The following is a 22,508-nucleotide window of genomic DNA, read 5'->3' on the forward strand; positions in this document are numbered from 1 at the left end:
CGCGGACGGGAAGGTGGCTGGCGCCGCCGTCCCGTCCGCGCTCCTCAACGTCTACGTCGCCCTCGTCGGCGCGTTCGGTGCCGTCGCTCTCACCGCGTCCTTCGTCGGCGGCTCGTGGCCCTCGCTCACCAGCGCGGCGGCCGCCCCGATCGCCTTCCTCGCCGTCGCCGCAGTCATCGGGGAGACCCGCTCGCTCCCCGTCTCCCGCAACGAGGTCCCGGCGGAGACGATCTCCACCTCGACGCCGTTCGTCCTCGCGCTCATGGCCTTCGGCGGCGTCGCCGTCGCGGTCGCTGTCCAGGCCGTCGCCAGCCTCATCGACGACCTGGTCAACCGCCGCCCGCTGCGCAAGTCGGCCTTCAACACCGCCCAGTACGCCGTGAGCGTGGTCGTCGGCAGAGCCGTCTACGCCGGCATGACCGACGTCCCCTTCTTCGGAGGGCCTGCTCGGGTCGACGTCGACCACCTCGGCGCCCTCCTCACGGCAGGTGTCGTGATGGTCGTGGTCAACCGCGTGCTCGTCGCCGGCGTCGTCTCTCTCGCGACCCGACGCCCCGTGGGCGCCATCATCCGAGAGGACGGGTGGTCCGTCACCGCCACCCACATGGTGCTGCTCTCGATCGGCGCTGTCGCCGCCCTCGTCGCGCAGGACGGGGCCGGGGTGCTCGCCCTCCTCGCCGGGCCTGTCGTCGCCGTGTACCTGACCGCAGCCTCAGCCGTGCGGAGCACCCACCAGGCCACGCACGACTCCCTCACCGCGCTCGGCAACCGTGACCGCCTGTACCGCGAGCTCGACCGGCTCCAGGAGCTCAGCGGCCGGACGCCCTCGGCCGCCCCCGGGCTCGTCCTGGTGGACCTCGACCACTTCAAGGACATCAACGACACCCTCGGCCACCCGGTGGGCGACCAGCTGCTCCGCCAGGTCGCCGCCCGGCTCGTGTCCTCCCTCGAGGACCCGACCGCGGCGCACCGCCTCGGCGGGGACGAGTTCGCCGTCGTCGTCGCCGGCGGTCTCGAGGAGACCCAGCGCACAGCCCGCGCCCTGCTGGCCTCGCTCGAGGCCCCGATGCGGGTGGGTGAGCTCGAGCTGCTCGTCCGCGCGAGCGCCGGCGTGGCCGTCGCCCCCGAGCACGGGGCCGACGCCGAGACCCTCATGAAGAACGCCGACATCGCGCTCTACCAGGCGAAGGTCGACCGCGACCGGATCGTCACCTACTCGAGCGAGTTCGACGTCAACACCGTCGAACGCCTCCAGCTCCTCGCCGACCTGCGCACCGCGATCGAGACCGGTGAGCTGGGGGTGCAGTACCAGCCCCAGGTCGACCTGGCCTCACGCACCGTCGTGGGGGTCGAGGCCCTCATCCGCTGGCAGCACCCGACCCGCGGACCGGTCTCCCCCGACGACTTCATCCCCCTGGCCGAGAACTCCGGGCTCATCGCCGCGCTCACCTTCCACGTGCTCGACGCCGCCCTCGCCGAGCTCGCCCGCTGGCGCGCGGCGGGTCACGACGTCCGTCTCGCGGTCAACCTCTCGGCCCGGCACCTCTCCGACCTGGCCCTCCCCCGTCAGGTCACCGAGGCGCTGCTGCGCCACGACGTCCCGGCCCCCTCCCTCGTCCTCGAGGTCACCGAGACGGGCATCCTCTCCGACCCGGCCCGGGTCGACGCCGTCATCGCCTCGCTGCGGGCCCTCGGTGTCGCCATCGCCGTCGACGACTACGGGACGGGCCACGCCTCGCTCAGCTACCTCAAGCGCCTCGAGGTCGACGAGCTCAAGATCGACAGGTCCTTCGTGAGCGACATGGGCCGGGTCAGCCACGACTACATCATCGTGCGCTCGACCATCGCCCTCGCCCGTGACCTGGGCCTCCGGGTGATCGCCGAGGGCATCGAGGAGGAGGAGACCGCAGTCTCGCTGCACGCCCTGGGGTGCTGCATCGGCCAGGGCTTCCACCTGGGCCGTCCCACGAGTCCCGTGGCGATCCTCGAGCGTCTCGACGCCGAGCGCCAGGTCGCCCTGCCGACGCCGACCGGTCCACGCTGACCGGTGCTCCTCGCCGTCGCGTGCCTGGTCGCGGTCCTCTCCCCGCTGCTCGTCGGGCGGTGGCCGGCGGGGCTGGTGCTGCACCGTTGGCGCCGGCCATGGCTCGTCTGGGTCGCCCTGCTCGTGCAGAGCGTGGCCCTCACGGCGCCCCTGCCCCGCGGCCTCGTCGCAGGGCTGCACGTCGCGACCTACGGCCTGGCCCTGGTGTTCCTGTGGACCAACCGGCAGATCCCCGGGGTGCTGCTCGTCGGGCTCGGGACGGCCTCGAACGCCCTCGGCATCGCGGTCAACGGCGGGGTGCTGCCGGCATCGCCCGAGGCCGCCGCCGCCGCGGGCCGCGCCACCCGCGAAGGCTTCTCCAACACGGCGGTCCTCGACGACCCGCGCCTACCCTGGCTCGGTGACGTCGTCGCCTGGCCCGCTCCCCTGCCCCTGGCCAACACCGCCAGCGTGGGGGACGTCCTGGTCCTGCTCGGCGTGGTCCTCGCCACGTGGAGCAGCACCCGTCGGCTCGGTCGACCGGCCGCACCACCGGGACCCCGGTCGGGCGAGGTGACGGCGGGATGACCACGATCCCGCTCGACGCCCCGGGCCCCGGCTGCGAGCCCCTCGCCCCGGGCCTGCTCGCCGAGCCGGTCGCCGCCGTCACGAGCCTGGCCTTCGTCGTGGCCGCCCTGGTGATCGTCCTGACGACGCGCGGCCGGTCCGGGTACGCGCTGCTCGTCGCGGGCGTGGGGGTCGGGTCGGTGATCGCCCACGGCCCCGACCCCGCCTACGCCGACCTCGCCCACGACCTCCCGCTGGTGGCGACCCTCGCCTTCGTCGCGGCCGACTCCGCGGCAGCCCTGCGGCGGCGGTCGCGCTCGTGGTGGTGGTGGGCCGGCCCGACGGTCGCCCTGGTCCCCCTCATCCTTCTCGCCCCGCGGATCGCGGACCTCGCCCAGGCAGGGATCGCCGTCCTCGCGGTGGCGCTCACCGTGTGGCGCGCCGCCCGGGACCCTGCGTCGCGGACCCGGATCGCCTGGACCGTGGGGCTGCTGGCCGTGGGGGCGGTCATCGGCACCCTCTCGCGCGCGGGAGGGCCGCTGTGCGTCCCGGAGAGCGTGATCCAGGGGCACGCGGTCTGGCACGTGCTGGCCTCGGCAGCCCTCGTGGTCCTGGCCCCGGCCCTCGCGCCGGTCACCCGTTCGCGCGGCCAGGGCCCCTGGTCGGCGCGCCGCTCGTCCTGGTGACCCGGGTGCTGACCAGCACGGGGGCCAGGCTCTCGGCCCCCTCGGCGAGGGTCGGGGTAGCCGAGACGTCACGCGGCCACCCCACCGGGACCGAGGTCGACGCCGGGGTGCGGCACCGGCCGTCGGTGGTCGCCGCGACAATGGGGCGTGACCTACCTGGTGCTCGTCGACGACCCGACGCGGCCCGGCGCCGTCGTCGTGCACGAGGTCACCGACGCCGGTGAGCTCGTCGCCTCGGTGGGCGTGACCGCAGCCGAGCTGCCCGGCCTCGTCGCTGCACGCGAGGCCCAGCGTCCGCGGTGGGTGTGGGACGACACCGCCCGCCGGTACCCACCGCTGCTCGCCGCGGGGGTCCAGGTGGCCCGGTGCCACGACCTGCGTCTGTGCCACGCCGTGCTGCGACGCAGCGCCCGCTGCCAGGACTCGGCCCTGGCGCGGGCGGCCCCGGGGCCCTGGGACGGACCTCGACCCGACGGGCAGCACGCGCAGGCCGCGACGCTGTTCGACGACGCGCCGTCCTCGGGCGAGGTCACCGAGCTCGACCCGCTCACCGAGCTGCGGCTCCAGCTCGCCGCGGTGGCCGGCTCGACCGCACCGGGCCGACTGCGCCTGCTGCTCGCCGCGGAGTCCACCGGTGCGCTGATCGCCGCCGAGATGCGGCACGACGGGATGCCCTGGAGCACCGAGGTCCACGACGAGCTGCTGACCCGACTGCTGGGTGAGCGCCCACGCCACGGCGGCCGCCCACCCCGGCTGGCGGCCCTGGCCGAGCAGGTCCGCGCGGCTCTGGACCAGCCGGCCCTCAACCTGGACTCCCAGCCCGACCTGCTCCGCGGACTGCGGTCGGCAGGCCTCGACGTCGCCTCGACCCGCACCCACGAGATCCGCGCACTCGTGCACCCGGCCGTCGGTCCGCTGCTCGAGTACAAGAAGCTGGCCCGACTGCTCAGCGCGAACGGCTGGACCTGGATGGAGGCATGGGTCCGCCACGGCCGCTACCGCCCGGACTACGTCCCGGGCGGGGTGGTCACGGGGCGGTGGGCGACGAGCGGAGGCGGGGCCCTCCAGCTCCCGGCGAGCATCCGTGCGGCGGTCCGTGCCGACCCGGGCTGGAAGCTCGTGGTCGCCGACGCCGCCCAGCTCGAGCCCCGGGTCCTCGCGGCGATGTCAGGCGACCGCGCGATGGCCGCCGCGGGGCGCGAGGCCGACCTGTACCAGGGGGTCGTGGACGCGGGGATCGTGCACACCCGCGAGCAGGCCAAGTACGCGATGCTCGGAGCCATCTACGGCGCCACCACGGGGCCGAGCGCGGTGCTGATGCCGCAGCTGGCCCGCGCCTACCCTCGCGCCGTCGAGCTGGTCGAGGCGGCCGCCCGGGACGGCGAGCGCGGCGCCGTCGTCTCGACCTGGCTGGGCCGCTCCTCCCCCGCGCCCGGACCGGTCTGGGGCGCCGCCGTGCAGGCCGCGGTGAGCGAGGACGCCGAGGCCGACGCCGTCAGGGACGCCCGACGACACCGCCGCGACTGGGGACGGTTCACCCGCAACTTCGTGGTCCAGGGCACCGCCGCCGAGTGGGCCCTGTGCTGGATGGCGGCGCTGCGGCGCCGGCTCCGCGAGATCGAGGGGAGGCCGCACCTGGTGTTCTTCCTGCACGACGAGGTCATGGTGCACACCCCGACCGGGGCCGCAGCCCTGGTCGCCGACGCCGTGCGCGAGGCTGCCGCCGAGGCCGGACGGCTGCTGTTCGGGTCCAGCGCCGTCGAGTTCACCCTCGACGTGTCCGTGGTCGACGCCTACGACGAGGCGGGCTGAGGCCTGTCCGTCAGGGAGTGACGGGCAGGTCCCGGTGCCAGGACTGCGTCACGTAGGAGGTGACGAACCCCGTGGACCGGTAGAGGTCGACCGCGCCGGTCGGCGAGTCGGCGTCGACCTCGAGGCCCACCCGGTCGCGTCCGCGCTCGGCCGCGTCGGCGATCACCGTGGCCAGCAGGGCCTTGGCAGCACCACGCCCCCGGGCCGAGCGCAGCACCCCGAGGTACTCGACGTAGCTGCCCTCGGACCCCGTGCCGTCGCCCAGGGCGACCGAGCCGACGAGGGCACCGGCCGGTCGGGGGCCCGTGTCCCCCTCGTCGTCGGTGATCTCGGCGATCCACCAGTGGTCCCACCGGTGGCCGGGGTCCTCGCGGAGCCGGGTCACGAACTGGTCGAAGGTCTCGGGGTGGTAGTTGAAGTGGTCGGTGAAGGCCTCCTCGAGCACGTCGTGCACGGTGCGGAGGTCGGTCTGCTCGGGCATCCCGTCCTCGCCGCGCCGCACGCTCCGGACGGCCAGGCCCGTGCCCGGTTCGACGGCCGCTGCGGGGGCGGGGTCCTCGGCGGTGACCGGGCGGCTCATCTGGAACCAGGTCCGCGTCAGGGCGTAGCCCGCCGCCTCGAGCCATGCCTGCTGGCGCTCGTCCTGCTCGAAGGACCCGCTGTCCATCTGCGTCTCGACGACCCCGCGGCCGCGCGCGAGGTCGCTGGCTGCCGTCGCGGCCCACGCGAAGAGGTCCGCAGCGATCGGGTCAGCGACCGCGCGCTCGAGGTCGGGGTCCACGACCACGGAGATCACCACGCGGGCCGCCGCGCGGTCGTGCACCGTGGCCCAGGCACGCGGCACCCCCGCCTCGTCCCGCAGGACGAGGTGCTCACGCAGGTCGGAGCGCTCTCCGGCGACCGACGTCTCGACGTCGCGCTCGGTCGCGGCGGCGCGTCCACGGGCAGCGAGCTCGTGGCGGCGCAGCAGGGCGGTCAGCCCGGGCACCTCGGCCGTCGAGGGCACGACGGCCGACCACCCGGGGAGCGTCGGTGGGCGACCGTGGTCGGTCCTCGTGCTGGCGGGGCTGGCAGGGCGGCCGGTCAGTGAGCTCACCGAGGGATTCTCTCGCACCCGGGGCCTGCGGGACGACCTCGTCCGGGCGACGAGGGGCTCAGACGGTGCGCACCGTCACCGGGACCCCCGCCTCGACCGTCCGAGAGACGGTGCACGCTCGGTCGTGGGAGACCTGCAGCGCCCGGGGCAGGGCGGCGCGGGCCGAGTCCCCGTCCGCACCCTCGGGGAAGGCGATCGTGAAGGTGAGCTCGATGTCCCTCAGGATGTTCCCCGAGTCGTCGCGGACCTTCTCGGCCCCGACCGTGGCCCGGAAGGTGGTGGGCTCGGCGCGGCGGCTCGTCAGGGCGTCGACGTCGACCGCCGAGCAGCCCGCGATCGCCGCGAGGAGCAGCTCGACGGGGGTGAACTCGGACGTCGAGCCGGTGCCCATCTGCAGGGTCCCGCCCCGCTCGTTGGTCGCGCGGTAGGTGCCTGTCTCGACCCGCTCGAGCTCGACATGACGGTGCGTGGAGGTGCTCATGCGGTGATCCTCGCACCCGGCAGCCCCTGGGTCACGGCCGCCCCCCGCTGCTGCGTCCCGCCATCGCCCCCGCTCCGGACCCCGCAGCCCCCGGCTCGTCGAGGTGCGGCCGCGCGGCCGTCGGTCCGTGTTCACCTGCCGGGCCAGGACCGTTCAGCCCGCCCTGGCAGCGTCGGGGCTCCGTGGGCCGACGGCACGAGCCGGGGCCCGAGGCACCTGTCACATGAGGAGAACCCGTGTCCTGGTACGACCCGTCCGCCCCACCCCTGGTCATCTCGCACCGCGGGGACCACCGCCACCACGTCGAGAACACCCTGCCCGCGATCGAGGCCGCGATGCTGGGCGGGGCGGACATGGTCGAGATCGACGTCCAGCTCGCTGCCGACGGGGCCGTGGTGGTCCACCACGACGCGACGTTCAGCCGCTTGTGGGACGACCCCCGCCCCGTGGCCGCTGTCGACACCGCGGCCGTGCGGTCCCTGGGCGCCGAGGACCGCCGCGTCCCGCTCCTGGTGGACGCCCTCGATCTCTCGCGCAGCACGGGGGTCCCGCTGGTCATCGACCAGAAGACCCCCGAGGTCGCGGCAGCGGCCGCCCTCCTGGTGCAGGGCGTCGGCATGAGTGAGCAGACAGGGTTCTGCGGGGAGCTCGGTGGTCTGTGGCAGGTGCGCCACACGACCCCCGGGGCGCGCATCTTCTACAACGCCGTGGGCCTGGCCCCGCCGGACGTGCGCGTCCTCGGGCTGCTGCGCCCGGAGCTGTACAACCCGGAGCACTCGACCCTCGCCCCGATCCTGGTCGACGCCCTGCACGGGCTGGGTATCGGCGTCTCGTGCTGGACCCCGAACGCCCGGCACGACATCGAGCGGATGCTGGGCATGGGGCTCGACGCGATCATGTCCGACGACCTGCCGCTGCTGCGCTCGGTCGTGGACGGCACGGACTGGCGGGCCGCGCGAGGCGCCGCCCAGGGCCCCGCGCGGACCAGCGCCGCCGACGACGCCGCGCAGCCCGCCGGCTCCCTCGTCGAGGTCTGACCGGCAGCCTCCTGCCTCACCCACGCCGAAGGGCCCGTCCGGTGACGATCACCGGACGGGCCCTTCGTCTCGTGCGCAGCTCTCCGTGGGTCCCGGCGTCCGTCATGCCGAGCCCTGCGCGCCCGACGGTTCAGCGCAGGGCGTCGCCGTCCGGCCCGAAGAGCAGCACCTCGTCGAGGTGCGTCCGCAGCACGAGCGGCTGCCCCTCGGTCACGACCTGACGCTTGCCCACCCGCACCACGAGGTGCCCGGCGCGGACGCTGACCCCCGGGGTGAGGTTGGTGGGGTCGGCGAAGACGAAGGTCTCCGACCCCATCCGCTCGATCCGGGTCACCCTGGCGGCGAGGTCACCTGCCCGAGGCGGTTCGCCGTCGGCGACGACCTCGAGCCCCTCGGGACGGATGCCCACGGTGACCTCCGAGGGACCGGGCCCCTGGGCCGCGACCATCAGCTCGAGGGAGTCGCTCACGACGGCTCGTCCCTCACGGACCGGGACGGCGTCCACGAGGTTGATCGCCGGCGAGCCGATGAACCCGGCCACGAAGGTGTTCCGTGGCCGCTCGTACAGCTCGGTGGGGCTGCCGACCTGCTGCAGCTCCCCGTCGAGGAGAACGCACACCCGGTCCCCCATCGTCATCGCCTCGGTCTGGTCGTGGGTGACGTAGACCGTGGTCGTGCCGAGGCGGCGCTGCAGGCCCGCGATCTCGGCCCGGGTCGAGACGCGCAGCTTGGCGTCGAGGTTGGACAGCGGCTCGTCCATGCAGAAGACCTTGGGGTTGCGCACGATCGCGCGTCCCATGGCCACCCGCTGCCGCTGCCCGCCGGACATCCGCGAGGGACGTCGGTCGAGCAGGTCCTCGAGCTGCAGGATCCGCGCCGCCTCCGCCACGCGCGCCCTGGTCTCGGCCTTGGAGACCCCCACGTTGCGCAGGGCGAAGCCCATGTTCTCCCCCGCCGTCATGTTGGGGTAGAGGGCGTAGCTCTGGAACACCATGGCGACGTCCCGGTCCCGGGCCCGACGCGTGGTCACGTCAGCCCCGTCGATCAGGACCCGTCCGCCGGTCACAGGCTCGAGCCCGGCGAGCATCCGCAGGCTCGTGGACTTCCCGCAGCCCGAGGGGCCCACGACGACGAGGAGCTCGCCGTCGTGGACCTCGAGCTCGAGCCGGTCCACCGCGGGGCGCGTGCTCTGGGGGTAGGTCCGGGAGGCTCCCTCGAAGGTCACCGTGGCCATGTCACTCCCTCTCCTCCGCGACGGGCCGGCTCGATCACAGCTGGGGCTCGATGTCCCGCTCGACGACCGTGCGGGTCTCCTCGTCGAGCTCGGTGAACACCGTCTCGACGTCCTCGCCACCGGTGGTGATCCGGTCCAGGGCCGCACCGATGCGCGCGCCGCCACCGGGGACGAAGACGCGGGCGTAGTCCTGCGGGGAGGTCAGCTCGAGCTGCTCGAGGGCCGTCCGGGCGTTGGGGTTCTCCTCCAGGAAGGCGAGCGTCTCCTCCGTCTCGAGGGCGGCCTTCTGCACGGGCATGTAGCCCGTGGCCTGGGTGAAGGTGACGGTGTTCTCGGTGTTGGTGAAGAACGCGATGAACTCCATGGCGGCCTCCTGGCGCGCCCGGTCGATGCCTGCCGGGATACCCAGCCCGGCGCCACCCGTGGTGACACCCGGCTGCGGGCCCGGGAGGAAGGCCGTGCCGAACTCGAACTCCGTGGTCTCGGTGAGGCCGCCGAGGCTGCCCGTGGACGCGAGGAGGGAGGCCGCCTGGCCAGCACCGAACTGGTTGTTCGGGTCGTTCGAGATGGCGAGGTTGCCGGTCTCGACCTGGTCCTGCAGGAACTCTCCGGCGGCGATCGACCCGTCGGTGGTGAAGGTGGGCTCCCACTCGTCCGAGTACGCCCCGCCGAAGGTCCAGATCATGCCCTGGAAGAGCCAGTCGAGGTAGGCGCTGCCGTCCGGTGCCACGAGCGGCGCGACGTCGGGGTTCGCCTCCTGGAGGTCGGCGCCCCACTCGGCGAACTCGTCCCAGGTCTCAGGACCGCGGTCGGGCAGGCCAGCGGCCTCCCACATGTCCTTGTTGTAGTAGAAGAGCGGCGTCGACCGCGAGTACGGCAGGGCGTAGTGGGCGTCGTCGAAGGCGTAGTCCTCGCGGAGCGAGTCCACGTAGCCCTCCGAGTCCACGCCGACGGTCTCCCACAGCTCGTCCATCGGGGCGAGGGCGTCGGTCAGCGCGAAGTTGAACCAGGTCACGTCGGAGACGATGACGACGTCGGGCAGGTCCCCGCCGGCCAGCGCGGCGTTGAGCCGCTGGGCGACCTCCTCGTAGTCGGCGCCCGCGCTGACCAGGTTGACCTCGATCCCGTGCTCGGCCTCGTAGGCCGCGATGAGCTCCTCCTCGACCTCCTTGGACCCGCCCGGGTGGTTGGACCAGAAGGTCAGGGACTCGACCTCGTTCGCGTCGGCCGTGGTTCCCGCCGCGGGGGCCTCGTCGGTGTCGACCGACCCGGTCCCCGCGCAGGCGGCGAGCAGCGTCAGGGCGAGGCCTCCGACGACGAGCCGCGAGGCGGTCCGGCGGTTCAGTGCGTTCATGCGAGTGTGCTCCTGTGTCGTGGTCGTGCATGGGTGGGACAGATGGGGGAACGTCGGTTCGGGGGCGTCGCCGCCGGGGTCATCCCTTGACCGCACCGGCCGTGAGGCCCTTGATCATGTGGCGCTGGAGGAGGAGGAAGACCACGAGGATCGGCACCATGGTCAGCACCGTCCCGGCCATGACGGGGCCCCAGTTGGTCAGGCCCTCGGCGTCCTGCAGCTGGGTCAGCCCCACCGGCAGCGGGGCCACCGACGAGTCGTCGGCGATGAGCAGCGGCCACAGGTACTGGTTCCACTCGTTGACCACGGTGATCAAGGTGAAGGCGATCAGGGTCGGCCAGGACATCGGCAGCACCACGCGGACGAGCGTGCGGATGGGGCCGGCGGCGTCCATCTCGGCGGCCTCGAGCACCTCGCTCGGCAGGGAGAGGAAGTGGTTGCGCATCAGGAAGGTGCCGAAGGCCACGCCGGCGAGCGGCACGATGATCCCGGTGAAGCTGTTGCGCCAGCCGAGGCTGGAGACCAGGGCGTAGTTGCTGATCATCGTGATCTGGCTGGGCACCATGAGGGCCGCGATGATGAACATCAGCACGACCCCGCGTCCGGGGAACCGCAGGAAGGCCAGCGCGTAGGCCGACAGCACCCCGAGCACCACCTGCACCGCGGTGAGCATGACGGTGATGATGATCGAGTTGCGCAGGTAGTCGAGGAAGTCGACACCGGTGCGCACGGTGCTGAAGTTCTCGGCGGTCACCGGGTCGGGCAGCCAGGTCACCGGGACGGTGTAGATGTCGGGCCGCTCCTTGAGGGCCGCGGCGAGGATCCAGTAGAGCGGCAGCGCCACGACCAGGATGACGATCAGCATGCCGAGGTACCCGCCGGCGGCGCGCAGGGCACCGGAGCGCTCGTGCGGGGCGAGGGTGGCGGTCACTTCTGGCGCCCCCGCTCCATGAGGAAGACCTGGGCCAGGGTGATGAGCAGGAGGGCCACGAACATGATCGAGGCGACGGTCGCGCCATAGCCCGCGCGAAGGTTCACGAAGGTCTCCTGGTAGATCTGGTAGACCATCGTCGTCGTCCCGTCGCCGAGCGGTCCGCCCCGGGTCATCGTGTGGATCACGTCGAAGACCTGGAAGCTGTTGAGCAGCACCGTGATGAGCAGGAAGAAGGTCGCGGGACGCAGCTGGGGCCAGGTGACGCGGCGGAACTTGGTCCAGGTCGAGGCCGCGTCGATCTCGGCGGCCTCGTCGAGCTCGGCCCGGCGCCCCTGGAGGGCCGCGAGGTAGATGACGAAGGTGTAGCCCAGGTTCTTCCACACGTAGGTGGTGGTCACCATGAACAGCGCCCACCGGGGGTCCTGGTAGAAGGACGGGGCGTCGATCCCCAGGCGACCGAGGACGTCCTGGACGAGGCCGAAGGTCGGGTCGAAGACGAACTGGAAGGCGACCCCGACGGCGGCCCCCGCGAGCACGAAGGGGGCGAAGACCAGGGACCGCACCGCGTTGCGCCCGACGAGCTTCTGGTCGAGGAGCAGGGCGAGCGCGAGGCCCAGGACCATCGAGCCGACCACCGCGGCCCCCGTGAAGACCACCGTGTTCCACAGCACCGTCTGGCTGCTCGAGCTGGTGAACCACTCGACGTAGTTGTCGAAGCCGATGTACTGGGCGGTCGGCGAGGCGATGTTCCAGCTCGTGAAGGACAGCCGGAAGTTGTCGAGCAGCGGGCGGTAGGTGAACACGCCCAGCAGCACGAGGTTCGGGAAGAGGAAGGCGAGGGCCAGGAGCACCTCGCGGCGGCGGTAGCGCTGCCCGCGGGTGGTCACCACCCGAGCCCCCGAGCCGGGTGGTGGGGCGGTCAGGGCCGCCACGGGGCGGTCCTCGGTCCTGGCGTCTGCGGTCACGTGGAGTGACTCTGCAGGCGTCAGGTGAGCCCGCACCCAACAAGATCAGCAGCCCAGGTGAACCACGGGTGAAATCGCGTCCTCCACCCTCTCCGGCCCCCACCCCGCTCTCGTGTCAGAACCTCGGATACCCAGGGGTATCCGAGGTTCTGACACGAGAGGGTGGGGTCAGACGTCGACGGGGCCGAGGTCAGGGGCCTCGACGAAGCGTGCGGTGCCGGTGCTCGCGGCGTGCAGCTCGAGGACCACGAGCTCGTTCTGCACCCGCACCACGGGCCCCGGCACGTAGAGGGTGCGCGTCGGCCCCGCTGCGGAGTAGCGGCCCAGCAGGGTCCCGTTGACCCACACGAGCCCCTTGGTGAACCCGTCCAGCCGCAGGAAGTGGTCCCGCCCCGCGAGGGAGACGAAGGAACCGGCACGCAGCACCGGACCGGGGACGGGGGCCTCGGGGTCGACCGCGACGGCTCCGGCGAGGTGGGACACGAGGTCCTCGGCATCGAGGGGCAAGGCCCCGGCCTGCCACCCGGTGAGCTCGCGGGTCGCGGTGCGCGCCGGGCCGATGAGCCCCTTGGCCTCGCCCAGCCTCGGGCCGTAGTTCACCCTGCCCTCGTTCTCGAGCACCAGGGTCAGCTCCCCCGCGCGCGGGGGCAGCGGGACCGAGCGCACCCCGTCGCGCCTGCTCAGCAGGCCGACCACCTCGCCGTCGTGCAGCACCAGGGCCCTGTCCCGCACCTCCGCGACGGTGAGGACCCGGTCCTCGGCCTCGACACGGGTGCGGTAGACGGTGAACCCCGACCACTGGCCCATCTCGTCGGTGGTGGGCAGGTGGTCCCAGCCTGCCAGCCGCTCGGGCAGCAGGCCGCTCAGCGGGACCTGGCGATCGAGGGCCACCTCGAGCACGGGGCCCGCAGGGGAGGCCGCCGGGAGGTCCTCGGGGACCGGCGCGTGCCGCCCGAGGGCCTCCCGCATCGCGTGGTACTTGGGCGTCACCGCCCCGTGCTCGGCGAGCGGCGCGTCGTAGTCGTACGAGGTCGTGATGGGCAGGAACCAGCCCTTGTCGTTCGCCCCGTTGGTGAGGCCCAGGTTGGTGCCGCCGTGGAACATGTAGAGGTTGACCGACGCGCCGGTCGAGAGCAGGGCGTCCAGGTCGGTGGCGTTCGCCTCGGGGGCGGCCACGTGGTGCGGCAGCCCCCAGGAGTCGAACCAGCCGTTCCAGTACTCCATGCACATCAGCGGGCCGGTCGGCTGGTGCCGGCGCAGGGTCGCGAGGCGCTCGGGGCTGCGCGAGCCGAAGGTCGCCGTGCGGTGCAGCTCGGGCAGGCCGCCCCGCTCGAGCATCCCGTCGTTCGCCTGGTCGCAGGTGATGAGCGGGACGGTGATGCCGTGCTCGCGGGTCAGGTCGACCAGGGCGCGCAGGTAGTCCTTGTCGTCGCCGTAGGCGCCGTACTCGTTCTCGACCTGCACGAGGATCACCGGTCCGCCGTCGGCCACCTGGCGCGGGGCGACGATCGGCATGAGAGCTGCGTAGTACTCGGCGACGGCCGCCATGTAGGTGGGCTCGTGGCGGCGGATGCCGACACCCTCCTCGGCGAACAGCCAGGCGGGCAGTCCACCGTTGTCCCACTCAGCACAGATGTAGGGCCCGGGCCGCACGATCGCGTGCATGCCCTCGGCGGCGACCAGGTCGAGGAACCGGCCCAGGTCCCGCGGGCCGGTGGTGTCGAAGACGCCGCGTTCAGGGGCGTGGAAGTTCCACGCCACGTAGGTCTCGATCGTGTTGAGGCCCATGAGCCGCGCCTTGCGGATCCGGTCGGCCCACAGGTCCGGGTGCACCCGGAAGTAGTGCAGGGCACCGGAGAGCACCTGGCGGGGCTCGCCGTCGAGCAGGAAGTCGTGCTCACCGATCTCGAAGGTCGGCATGGGTCTCCTCAGGGGCGGGGGCGATGCGCGGGGCGGGGGGGGGGGGGGCGCCCCCCCCCCCCCCCCCCCGTCCGGACGGTCAGTCGACGGTGAAGCCCTGGTCGTTGCCGTAGGTGATCGAGGCCTCCTGCCAGGTGGCCAGGCCCTCGGTCAGCGACGTGCCCGAGACGTAGGCCTGCCCCACGGTGTCGTTGAAGATGCTGTTGGCGTAGACCTGGAAGGGCAGGTACTGCCAGCCCTCGACGACGTCGGCAGCGGACTGGGCGAGGACCTCGTTGATCTTCTGGCCGCCGAAGTACTCGTACTCGCGCTCGAGGAACTCCTCGGACTCCAGGTCGGCCGTGGTGGCCGGGAAGCCACCGCCGTCGAGGCGGATCTGCACGCCGTCGCCGTGCGCGGCGAACTCGAGGAAGTCGTACGCGAGGGCCGCGTTGTTGTTCTCCCCGCCCTCGAGCACGGACATCGCCGACCCGCCGTTCTCAGCCGTGGCCTGCTCGCCCTCGGTCCACTGCGGCATGGGGGCGACCCGCCAGTCCCCCGAGGCGTCGGGAACCCCGGACTCGAAGTTCCCGGGCATCCACGCTCCGATGGTGAGGGTCGCGATCGTGCCGTTGCCCAGGCCCTGGTACCACTCGTCGCTCCAGGAGCTGATCGGGGCGACCAGCTCCTCGTCGACGAGCTGCTGCCAGGTCTCGGCGAAGGCCTGCGAGCCCTCGTCCGTGAAGTCGATCGTCACGTCGGTGCCGTCCACCGTGTACGGCGTCCCGCCGGCCTGCCAGATCATCGAGGTGGTGAAGCCGGCGTCACCCGTGTCGTTGGTGATGGACACGGCCGGGTCGGCCTCGTTCAGCGCGCGGGCCGCCTCGACGTACTCGTCCCACGTGGTCGGGACCTCGACGCCGTGCTCGTCGAAGACCGCGGCGTTGTAGAACAGGGCCATGGGGCCTGAGTCGAGGGGCAGGCCGTAGATGCCCTCCCCCTGCGAGACCGCGGTCCACGGACCCGGGGTGAAGGCCCCGTCCAGCTCGGCGGCGCCGAGGTCGCTGAGGTCGGTCAGGGCCTCACCGATCGAGAACTGGGGCAGCGCGTAGTACTCGACCTGCGCGAGGTCGGGGATGCCCGAGCCCGCCGCGATGGCGTTCTGCAGGGCCGTGTACTGGTCGTTGCCGGTCCCTGCGTTGACGATGTCGATCGTCACCTCCGGGTTGGCCTCCATGTAGGCCTCGGCGATGGGCTCGACCGTCGGGTCCCAGGCCCAGACCGTCAGCTCGCCGCCCTCCTCGGCAGCGGCCTCGGGGTCGGTGTCGCTCGAGCCGCCTCCGCAGGCGGTGAGGGTCAGGGCCAGGGCACCGACCACGGCGGTGCCGCGCAGGGCGGCACCTCGGGCGGTGCGTCGGGTGGTGCGGGTCATCAGTGGTCCTCTCACGTCGTCGTGGGTCGGGGACAGCGGGACTCGGTCCCGCGGTGGCTCGGTCGGGGGTGGGGTTCAGGGGTGGTGGACGTCCGGACCGGGGCTCGGGCCGGGGAACAGGGGCGACGCGCGGGCGTCACTCCTTGACGGAGCCGGCGGCGAGGCCGGACTGCCAGTAGCGCTGCAGGAAGAGGAAGGCGATCACCAGGGGCACGATCGTCAGGACCGAGCCGGTGATCACGAGGTTGAAGATCGCCTCGCCGCCAGCCGTGGCGGCCTGGGCGTTCCAGGCGTTGAGCCCCAGGGTCAGGGGGTACCAGTCAGGGTTCTTGAGCATGATCAGGGGCAGGAAGTAGTTGTTCCACGTCGCGACCATCGTGAAGAGCAGCACCGTGACGATGCCCGGAGCCAGCAGCGGCAGGCAGATCTGGACGAAGGTCCGGAGCTCGCTCGCGCCGTCGACGCGGGCGGCCTCGAGCAGCTCGCGAGGGATCGCCTCGGCCGCGAAGGTCCACATGAGGTACAGACCGAAGGGAGAGATCAGCGACGGGATGATGACCGACCACGGGGTGTTGGTCAGGCCCATCTGGCTGAACATGAGGAAGGTCGGCACCGCGAGGGCCGTGCCCGGCACGGCGACCGCACCGATGACGACGGCGAAGACGCCGCGCTTGCCCGGGAAGTCGAACTTGGCCAGCCCGTACCCCCCGGCGACCGCCAGGGCCGTGGCCCCGCCCGCGCCGAGCACCACGTACAGGACGGTGTTGGCGAACCAGCGCAGGAAGATCCCGTCGTCGTAGCTGACGGTGGCAGCGATGTTGCTGAACAGCGCGAAGGAGTCCCCGAACCACAGCCCGAAGGAGGTGAACAGGTCCCCCTGGGTCTTGGTCGCGTTGATGAGCAACCAGGCCAGCGGCAGGAGCGAGTAGACGAGGACGATGCCCGTGAGCACCGTGAGCAGCGGGCTGCGGCGGGGCCGCGAGCCGCGGTGGCCCCGGCGCGGGCTCGTGGGGCGGGCCTGGCGCAGCCGCGGTCCGCGGACCGGGCGCGGGGTGGTCGGGCTCTGGGTGGTCATGGCTCACGCCTCCTTGCGCATGCCGCGCAGCTGGACGACGTAGGCGATCGCCATCGTGAGCAGGCCCATGATGATGGCCACGGTGGCCGAGTAGTTGTACTGCTGCCCCGAGAAGGAGAGCGAGTACGCGTACAGGTTGGGCGTGAAGTACGTGGTGATGGCGTTCGGCGCCAGGGCCTGCAGGATGCTCGGCTCGTTGAACAGCTGGAAGCTGCCGATGATCGAGAAGATGGTCGCGATGACCAGGGCACCGCGGATCGCCGGGATCTTGATCGCGCGGATCACCTGCCACTGCCCCGCGCCGTCGATCTCGGCGGCCTCGTACAGGGAGGTGGGGACGGTGCGCAGCGCCGCGTAGAAGATCAGCATGTTGTAGCCGACGAACTCCCAGGTCACGATGTTGCCGATCGCGGCGAGCACCAGGTCCGGGGACAGGGGGTTGGGCAGGCTGACCCCGAGGGCGTCGTTGATGTTGCCCACCAGGCCGAACCGCGTGCCGTACATGAACCCCCACATGAGGGTCGCGACGACGGCCGGGACGGCGTAGGGCAGGAAGATCGAGATGCGGAAGAAGTCCCGTCCGTACAGGCGCCCGCTGTCGATCGCGAGGGCGACGAGCAGCGCGATGCCGAGCATGATCGGCACCTGCACGACGAGGAAGGCGCTCACGCGGCCCAACGCCGACCAGAACTGGTCGTCCTGGAGGGCGCGCTGGTAGTTCTCGAGCCCGACGAAGGTGGTGCCTCCCACGAGCTGCGTGCGGAAGACGCTGAGCCAGATCGAGTAGATGATCGGCGCGAGGAACACCAGGGCGAAGACCGCCATGAACGGCCCGACGAAGCCCCACCCGGACCACCTGCGCGCCTGACGACGTCGCGGGGCCACCGGCGGGGTGACGGCCACGGCCTGCGCCATGAGGAACTCCCTCGTCTCTCGGCTGTCCTGCTCGGGGGCGGCACGGTGATGTTTACGTAAACACCCTGCGCACCGCGCACTCTTGCACCGCCGAGGGCGGGTGTCAAACCCCAGGTGGCGGGCGATGGTGACGTGAACATCGAGCGCTATGCTGCACGGGTGCCCCTGGACGACGGCGCTTCGACGGCCGCCCCACCCTCCCCCGGCAAGAGCCGGTCGGGCCCCTCCATGGCCGACGTCGCCGCCCTGGCGGGGGTCTCCTCGCAGACCGTCTCGAGGGTCTCGACCGACCCGGACAAGGTCCGCCCCGAGACCCGCCGTCGGGTCCAGGCCGCGATGACCGAGCTCGGCTACTCCCCCAACACCGCGGCCCGCGCCCTGCGCTACGGCAGCTTCGAGACCATCGGCCTGATCGCGCACCGCCTGGCACGGACCGGGGAGTCCCGCACGGTCGAGGCCGTGGTCGAGGCGGCCCGACGCCACGGGTACACGGTCAGCCTGATCGACGTCCGCAGCCCGTCCTCCACGGATGTCGACGAGGCGGTCGCACGGCTGAGCCACCAGGCGATCGACGGGCTGATCATCATCCGGGCCGAGACCGCGACCCCCGCGACCCTCGCCCTCCCCCCTCGCCTGCCGGTCGTCGTCTCGGACTCCCGGTTCGTCGGTCACCACCCCGCCATCGCGACGGACCAGACCGACGGGACCCGTCAGGCCGTCAGCCACCTGCTCGAGCTGGGTCACCGCACCGTGCACCACCTGGCCGGGCCCGAGGACTCCGCACCCGCGGAGCAGCGACTCACGGCCTGGCACGACTGCCTGGTCACCGCCGGCCGCGAGGCGCCCACACCCCGGCGCGGCGACTGGTCAGCCGGCTCGGGGTACGAGCTCGGACGCAGCCTCGCCGAGGACCCCGAGGTCACTGCGGTGTTCTGCGCCAACGACGAGATGGCCGCAGGCCTCTACCGCGCCCTGCGCGAGGCCGGCCTGCGCGTCCCGGAGGACGTCTCGGTGGTCGGCTTCGACGACATCCCGCTGGCCGAGCACCTCTGGCCCCCGCTGACCACCGTCGCGCAGGACTTCCACCTCATCGGACAGCTCCTGGTCGACCTGCTCCTCGAGCAGGTCCGTGACCGCAAGGACCTGGCCGACCACCGGACCCTCGTCCCGGTCGAGCTCGTGGTGCGGTCCAGCACGGCCCCGCCGCGACCGTCGTCGCCGCGCACCTAGCCCTCCCCGACCTGTCGTCCGTCGCAGCCCCCGCCGTACCCTACGATCCCTACATGCGATCGATTCTCATTCTTAGTACAGCGGTGTGCGGCGCCCTCGCCCTCACGGCCTGCACCAGCCCTTCCCCCAGCACCCCCGACGCCGAGGCCGTCACCGCGGCCGGCTCACCTGCCGAGGTCACGAGCTGCGGTCTCGACCTCGAGGTGGCCCAGGCCCCGACCCAGGCCGTCACCCTCGAGCAGGGAGCCACCGAGGTCCTGCTCGCCCTGGGTCTCGAGGACAGCATGGTCGGGACCAGCTACCTCACCGACGCCGTCGCCCCGGAGCTCTCCGAGGCCTACGCCAGCGTGCCGGTCCTGGCTGACCAGTACCCGACCGCCGAGCAGCTGCGCGGCGTCGAGCCGGACTTCGTGTACTCGATGCGGGCCTCGGCCTTCGCGACGGACGCCGTCGGCCCCCGTGCCGAGCTCCTCGACCTCGGGGTTCCCGCCTACCTGTCGGCCAACGACTGCGAGGACCCGAGCCTGGTGGTCGGTCCGGCCGACTTCGACCGGATCTTCACCGAGGTCCGGGACCTCGCTGCGATCTTCGGGGTGCCCGAGCGCGCCGAGGAGCTCGTCACCGAGCAGCAGGCCGCCCTCGACGAGGTCACGGCCAGCGCCTCCGAGGTGGGCTCCCTCGACGTGGTCTGGATCTACTCGACGATCAACGGTGCTCCGATCGTCGCCGGCTCGACGGGCCTCCCCCAGACGTTGACCGACCTCGCCGGGGCGACCAACGCCTTCGACGACCTCGACGCCCAGTGGTCCGAGACGACCTGGGACGAGATCGCCCAGCGCGACCCCGGCGTGGTCGTGCTGGCCGACCTGTCCCGAGGCCTGCCCGGGGACAGCGCCGAGGAGAAGGCCGACCACCTGCGCGAGGACCCCGTCGCCTCCCTGCTGAGCGCCGTGCAGGCGGACCAGCTCGTGCCGATCCCCGCGACGGAGATGGACCCCTCGGTCCGCAGCATCGACGCCCTGCAGACCCTCTCGGCCGCCCTGGTGACCTTCGCCGCGGAGGAGTCCGCATGAGCGCGCCCACCACCCCTGCTCCCGCGACGGCAGACCTGCTCGGATGGTCCCGTGCGCACCTCGACGCCTGGGACCGCCAGCAGAGCGCCTACATCACCCGGCGCGAGGAACGCTTCGCGATGATGCTCGACGTGCTTGAGCAGGTCGCCCCCGCGGACGCCGTGGTGCTGGACCTGGCCTGCGGGCCCGGCTCGGTGAGCGCGCGGGTCCTCGAGCGCCTGCCCGGGGCCACGTGCATCGCCGTCGACCTCGACCCGGTGCTCCTCGAGCTCGGCCGTCAGGCCCTCGGCGACCACGGCGCCCACCTGAGGTTCGTCGAGGCGGACCTGTGGGAGCCCGGCTGGGCCGGGGCCCTGGAGGGTGCGCGCCCGCACGCCGTCCTGAGCTCGACCGCTCTGCACTGGCTCCCGGCCGACGTCCTGACACGCGTCTACCGCGGCGCCCGGGACGTCCTCGCCCCGCAGGGTGTGCTCATGAACGCCGACCACCTCCGCTTCCGCGGCGGCCGCCCGCTCTTCGAGGAGCTGAGCCGTCAGGACGACGAGGCCACCCAGGCACGGGCGCACGGCGAGGGGGCTCTGAGCTGGGACGACTGGTGGTCCGAGCTCGTCGCCCACGAGCACTTCGCCCCCCTCGCCGCCGAGCGTGAGCGTCGCTTCGCCGACCGCCCGCCCAACCCTGACCTGTCCCTGACCTTTCACCTCGAGGCCCTGCGCATGGCCGGATTCAGCGAGGCAGGCCCGATCTGGCAGCACCTGGATGACTACGTCCTCCTCGCACAGGCCTGAGACCGACGGGCGCAGGCTGAGGCTCGGGGCACACCCGGCACCCCTCGCACCCTGGCAGGTCGCCCTGCTCGCCGTCCTCGCGCTGGTCGCGGTCGCGCTCCTCGCGATCGCGGCCGGCGGGGGCGCGGTGACCCTCGAGCAGACGGCGCGCTCGCTGGCCGCCCACGTCGGTCTGCCCGTCGTGCCGCCCCCTCCCCTGACCGACTCGATCGTGTGGGAGCTCCGCGTCCCGCGGGTGCTGCTGGCTGCGGTCGCGGGTGCGGGGCTCGCGGTCTCCGGGTGCGTGCTGCAGGCCGTGACCCGCAACCCCCTGGCCGAGCCGTACCTGCTGGGCATCTCCTCGGGGGCCTCGACCGGCGCCGTCCTCGTCCTGGCGACGGGTCTGGGCGCGGGGTCCGTCAGCCTCGCCGGTGGGGCGCTGGTCGGCGGTCTGGTCGCCTTCGGGCTCGTGCTGCTCCTCATGGGGCCCCGGGACCCGAGCGCCAACCGGATCGTGCTCACCGGGGTGGTCGTCGGGCAGCTCTTCACGGCGCTGACCTCCCTCGTCCTGCTCGGCTGGGGCGACGCCGACGCCGCGCGCGGCCTGACGTACTGGTTGGTCGGCTCGCTCGCCGCAGCCCGGTGGGACGCCGTCATCCTGTGCGCCGTGGTCACCGGGGTGGCCCTCGTCCTCTTCGTCGCCCTCGGTCCTGATCTCGACGGCCTGGCCTTCGGGAACGAGAGCGCGAGCTCCCTCGGGGTCGACGTCGGGTCCGTCCGGCTCGCCGTCCTCCTCGGGGCCGCGGCGACCACGGCCGTCCTGGTGGCCTCGATCGGCGCGATCGGGTTCGTCGGGCTGATCGTGCCCCACGCCACGCGGTACCTCGTCGGTCACCGCCACCGCGCCCTGCTGCCGACCTCGGCCGTCGTCGGGGCCCTGTTCCTCGTGCTCGCGGACACCGCAGGCCGGATCGCCCTGGCGCCGCGCCAGGTGCCCGCCGGAGTCGTCACGGCCCTGCTGGGCGTGCCCGTGTTCCTCGTCATCCTCCGACGCAAGGAGCGCACATGAGCGCGGGACCGGTCCACCTGCGTGCCGAGCACCTCACAGTCCTCCGGCGCGGCCGGGCCATCGTCGACGACGTCCGGCTCGAGGCGCGACCGGGTCAGGTGACGGGGCTGATCGGGCCCAACGGCTCGGGCAAGTCGACGGTGCTGCGCTGCCTCGCCGCGACCCTGCGCCCCACGAGCGGTCGGGTGCTGCTCGACGGCGTCGAGGTCGCCGGCATGCCGCGGCGGCGGCTGGCGCGGGCGGTGGCCACCATGGACCAGGCGAGCGAGACCGAGCTCGACCTCACGGTGCGCGACGTGGTGCAGCTCGGTCGGCTGCCGCACCGCTCACGCTGGGCCGCCGGCTCGGCCGAGGACGCCATGGTGTGCGCCGAAGCCCTCGAGCGGGTCGACATGGGCGGGCTCGAGGGGCGCCCCTGGCGCACGCTCTCGGGCGGGGAGCGCCAGCGCGTGCAGGTCGCACGGGTTCTCGCGCAGCAGCCCCGCGGCCTGCTCCTGGACGAGCCCACCAATCATCTCGACGTCCAGCACCAGTTCGAGCTCCTGGACCTGCTCACGGCGACCGGACTCACGGTGGTGGTCGTCCTGCACGACCTCAGCCTCGCGGCACGGTACTGCGACTCTCTCGTCGTGCTGCGCGAGGGTCGGGTCGAGGGGCAGGGCCCGCCGCAGCAGATGCTCACCCCGGACCTCATCGAGAAGGTCTTCCGTGTGCGGGCCGAGGTGTGGGCGGACGAGGGTGGCACCGCGGTGCGCCTGCTCGGGAGCGCCGGTCGGCAGATCGACAGGCCTTGCACCATGCGCGCACCGGCCCCGTGACGCTCGCGGCCGCCAGGCCTCCCTGAGGCGCGCCCGGCACG

General features: G+C 72.7%; 20 protein-coding genes. 10 read left to right on the forward strand and 10 right to left on the reverse strand.

Going from position 1 to position 22,508, the window contains the following annotated elements:
- Positions 1-13: 13 nt before the first annotated feature.
- The 4 genes from J4G33_RS12840 (at position 14) to J4G33_RS12855 (ending at position 5,088) form a co-directional block, all read left to right on the forward strand.
- A complete protein-coding gene (locus J4G33_RS12840; protein WP_208056380.1) occupies positions 14-2,044 on the forward strand; it encodes a putative bifunctional diguanylate cyclase/phosphodiesterase in 2,031 nt (676 codons plus the stop codon).
- A 3-nt stretch (positions 2,045-2,047) separates the two neighbouring features.
- The gene (locus J4G33_RS12845) at positions 2,048-2,611 is read left to right on the forward strand and encodes a DUF5317 domain-containing protein (protein ID WP_208056381.1); all 564 of its coding nucleotides are present in this window, start codon (positions 2,048-2,050) and stop codon (positions 2,609-2,611) included.
- Positions 2,608-3,276, forward strand: coding sequence for a hypothetical protein (locus tag J4G33_RS12850; protein ID WP_208056382.1), 669 nt, complete (start codon positions 2,608-2,610; stop codon positions 3,274-3,276). Before J4G33_RS12845 ends, J4G33_RS12850 begins: the two co-directional genes overlap by 4 nt.
- Positions 3,277-3,423: 147 nt before the next feature.
- Entirely contained in the window at positions 3,424-5,088 is a 1,665-nt protein-coding gene (locus J4G33_RS12855; RefSeq protein ID WP_208056383.1) for a bifunctional 3'-5' exonuclease/DNA polymerase, read from the forward strand.
- Between the two features lie 10 nt (positions 5,089-5,098).
- Here J4G33_RS12855 and J4G33_RS12860 read toward each other — a convergent pair whose 3' ends face one another.
- Together J4G33_RS12860 and J4G33_RS12865 are read right to left on the reverse strand one after the other, a co-directional pair.
- Positions 5,099-6,184, reverse strand: coding sequence for a GNAT family N-acetyltransferase (locus J4G33_RS12860; protein ID WP_307793890.1), 1,086 nt, complete (start codon positions 6,182-6,184; stop codon positions 5,099-5,101).
- Between the two features lie 58 nt (positions 6,185-6,242).
- Positions 6,243-6,665, reverse strand: a complete 423-nt coding sequence (locus tag J4G33_RS12865; protein WP_208056384.1) for an OsmC family protein — start codon at positions 6,663-6,665, stop codon at positions 6,243-6,245.
- A gap of 236 nt (positions 6,666-6,901) precedes the next feature.
- Here J4G33_RS12865 and J4G33_RS12870 point away from each other — a divergent pair, with 236 nt between their 5' ends.
- A complete protein-coding gene (locus J4G33_RS12870) occupies positions 6,902-7,702 on the forward strand; it encodes a glycerophosphodiester phosphodiesterase (RefSeq protein WP_208056385.1) in 801 nt (266 codons plus the stop codon).
- Positions 7,703-7,832: 130 nt separating this feature from the next.
- Here the strand turns inward: J4G33_RS12870 and J4G33_RS12875 are convergent, their stop codons facing one another.
- The 8 genes from J4G33_RS12875 to J4G33_RS12910 form a co-directional block, all read right to left on the reverse strand.
- A complete protein-coding gene (locus tag J4G33_RS12875) occupies positions 7,833-8,936 on the reverse strand; it encodes an ABC transporter ATP-binding protein (protein WP_208056386.1) in 1,104 nt (367 codons plus the stop codon).
- A 34-nt stretch (positions 8,937-8,970) separates the two neighbouring features.
- Positions 8,971-10,290, reverse strand: a complete 1,320-nt coding sequence (locus J4G33_RS12880) for an ABC transporter substrate-binding protein (protein ID WP_208056387.1) — start codon at positions 10,288-10,290, stop codon at positions 8,971-8,973.
- Positions 10,291-10,369: 79 nt separating this feature from the next.
- Positions 10,370-11,221: a carbohydrate ABC transporter permease gene (locus J4G33_RS12885; RefSeq protein WP_307793891.1), complete on the reverse strand. Its 852-nt coding sequence runs from the start codon at positions 11,219-11,221 to the stop codon at positions 10,370-10,372.
- Positions 11,218-12,189: a carbohydrate ABC transporter permease gene (locus J4G33_RS12890; protein WP_307793892.1), complete on the reverse strand. Its 972-nt coding sequence runs from the start codon at positions 12,187-12,189 to the stop codon at positions 11,218-11,220. Before J4G33_RS12890 ends, J4G33_RS12885 begins: the two co-directional genes overlap by 4 nt.
- A gap of 168 nt (positions 12,190-12,357) precedes the next feature.
- Positions 12,358-14,109, reverse strand: a complete 1,752-nt coding sequence (locus J4G33_RS12895) for a glycoside hydrolase family 35 protein (protein ID WP_208056388.1) — start codon at positions 14,107-14,109, stop codon at positions 12,358-12,360.
- Positions 14,110-14,188: 79 nt separating this feature from the next.
- Positions 14,189-15,520, reverse strand: a complete 1,332-nt coding sequence (locus J4G33_RS12900; protein ID WP_208056389.1) for an ABC transporter substrate-binding protein — start codon at positions 15,518-15,520, stop codon at positions 14,189-14,191.
- 136 nt (positions 15,521-15,656) lie between these two features.
- Positions 15,657-16,595 carry a carbohydrate ABC transporter permease gene (locus J4G33_RS12905; RefSeq protein ID WP_208056390.1) on the reverse strand — a complete coding sequence of 313 codons (939 nt, stop codon included), beginning with the start codon at positions 16,593-16,595 and terminating at the stop codon, positions 15,657-15,659.
- Positions 16,596-16,598: 3 nt separating this feature from the next.
- On the reverse strand, positions 16,599-17,510 hold the full coding sequence (locus J4G33_RS12910; protein WP_208056391.1) for a carbohydrate ABC transporter permease: 912 nt from the start codon (positions 17,508-17,510) through the stop codon (positions 16,599-16,601).
- A 165-nt stretch (positions 17,511-17,675) separates the two neighbouring features.
- On the opposite strand from J4G33_RS12910, the gene J4G33_RS12915 reads away from it, so the two are divergent.
- Genes J4G33_RS12915 through J4G33_RS12935 form a run of 5 tightly spaced genes read left to right on the forward strand, consistent with a single transcriptional unit; the run spans position 17,676 to position 22,467 of the window.
- Positions 17,676-18,740, forward strand: a complete 1,065-nt coding sequence (locus J4G33_RS12915) for a LacI family DNA-binding transcriptional regulator (protein ID WP_372435067.1) — start codon at positions 17,676-17,678, stop codon at positions 18,738-18,740.
- 53 nt (positions 18,741-18,793) lie between these two features.
- Positions 18,794-19,813, forward strand: a complete 1,020-nt coding sequence (locus J4G33_RS12920) for an ABC transporter substrate-binding protein (RefSeq protein ID WP_208056392.1) — start codon at positions 18,794-18,796, stop codon at positions 19,811-19,813.
- On the forward strand, positions 19,810-20,601 hold the full coding sequence (locus tag J4G33_RS12925; RefSeq protein WP_208056393.1) for a class I SAM-dependent methyltransferase: 792 nt from the start codon (positions 19,810-19,812) through the stop codon (positions 20,599-20,601). Before J4G33_RS12920 ends, J4G33_RS12925 begins: the two co-directional genes overlap by 4 nt.
- On the forward strand, positions 20,573-21,649 hold the full coding sequence (locus J4G33_RS12930; RefSeq protein WP_208056394.1) for a FecCD family ABC transporter permease: 1,077 nt from the start codon (positions 20,573-20,575) through the stop codon (positions 21,647-21,649). The genes J4G33_RS12925 and J4G33_RS12930 overlap by 29 nt, the downstream gene beginning before the upstream one ends.
- Complete coding sequence (locus J4G33_RS12935; protein ID WP_208056395.1) at positions 21,646-22,467, forward strand: ABC transporter ATP-binding protein; 822 nt, start codon at positions 21,646-21,648, stop codon at positions 22,465-22,467. The genes J4G33_RS12930 and J4G33_RS12935 overlap by 4 nt, the downstream gene beginning before the upstream one ends.
- Positions 22,468-22,508 lie beyond the last annotated feature (41 nt).

The organism is Actinotalea soli (assembly GCF_017565425.1).
Lineage (GTDB): Bacteria > Actinomycetota > Actinomycetes > Actinomycetales > Cellulomonadaceae > Actinotalea > Actinotalea soli.

Excerpts from the sequence above, each read along its gene's own strand:
- J4G33_RS12935 (WP_208056395.1), top strand. The coding sequence starts at position 21,646 with ATGAGCGCGGGACCGGTCCACCTGCGTGCCGAGCACCTCACAGTCCTC.
- J4G33_RS12880 (WP_208056387.1), bottom strand. The coding sequence starts at position 10,290 with ATGAACGCACTGAACCGCCGGACCGCCTCGCGGCTCGTCGTCGGAGGC.
- J4G33_RS12920 (WP_208056392.1), top strand. The coding sequence starts at position 18,794 with ATGCGATCGATTCTCATTCTTAGTACAGCGGTGTGCGGCGCCCTCGCC.
- J4G33_RS12900 (WP_208056389.1), bottom strand. The coding sequence starts at position 15,520 with ATGACCCGCACCACCCGACGCACCGCCCGAGGTGCCGCCCTGCGCGGC.
- J4G33_RS12865 (WP_208056384.1), bottom strand. The coding sequence starts at position 6,665 with ATGAGCACCTCCACGCACCGTCATGTCGAGCTCGAGCGGGTCGAGACA.
- J4G33_RS12905 (WP_208056390.1), bottom strand. The coding sequence starts at position 16,595 with ATGACCACCCAGAGCCCGACCACCCCGCGCCCGGTCCGCGGACCGCGG.
- J4G33_RS12875 (WP_208056386.1), bottom strand. The coding sequence starts at position 8,936 with ATGGCCACGGTGACCTTCGAGGGAGCCTCCCGGACCTACCCCCAGAGC.
- J4G33_RS12850 (WP_208056382.1), top strand. The coding sequence starts at position 2,608 with ATGACCACGATCCCGCTCGACGCCCCGGGCCCCGGCTGCGAGCCCCTC.
- J4G33_RS12895 (WP_208056388.1), bottom strand. The coding sequence starts at position 14,109 with ATGCCGACCTTCGAGATCGGTGAGCACGACTTCCTGCTCGACGGCGAG.
- J4G33_RS12910 (WP_208056391.1), bottom strand. The coding sequence starts at position 17,510 with ATGGCGCAGGCCGTGGCCGTCACCCCGCCGGTGGCCCCGCGACGTCGT.
- J4G33_RS12925 (WP_208056393.1), top strand. The coding sequence starts at position 19,810 with ATGAGCGCGCCCACCACCCCTGCTCCCGCGACGGCAGACCTGCTCGGA.
- J4G33_RS12930 (WP_208056394.1), top strand. The coding sequence starts at position 20,573 with ATGACTACGTCCTCCTCGCACAGGCCTGAGACCGACGGGCGCAGGCTG.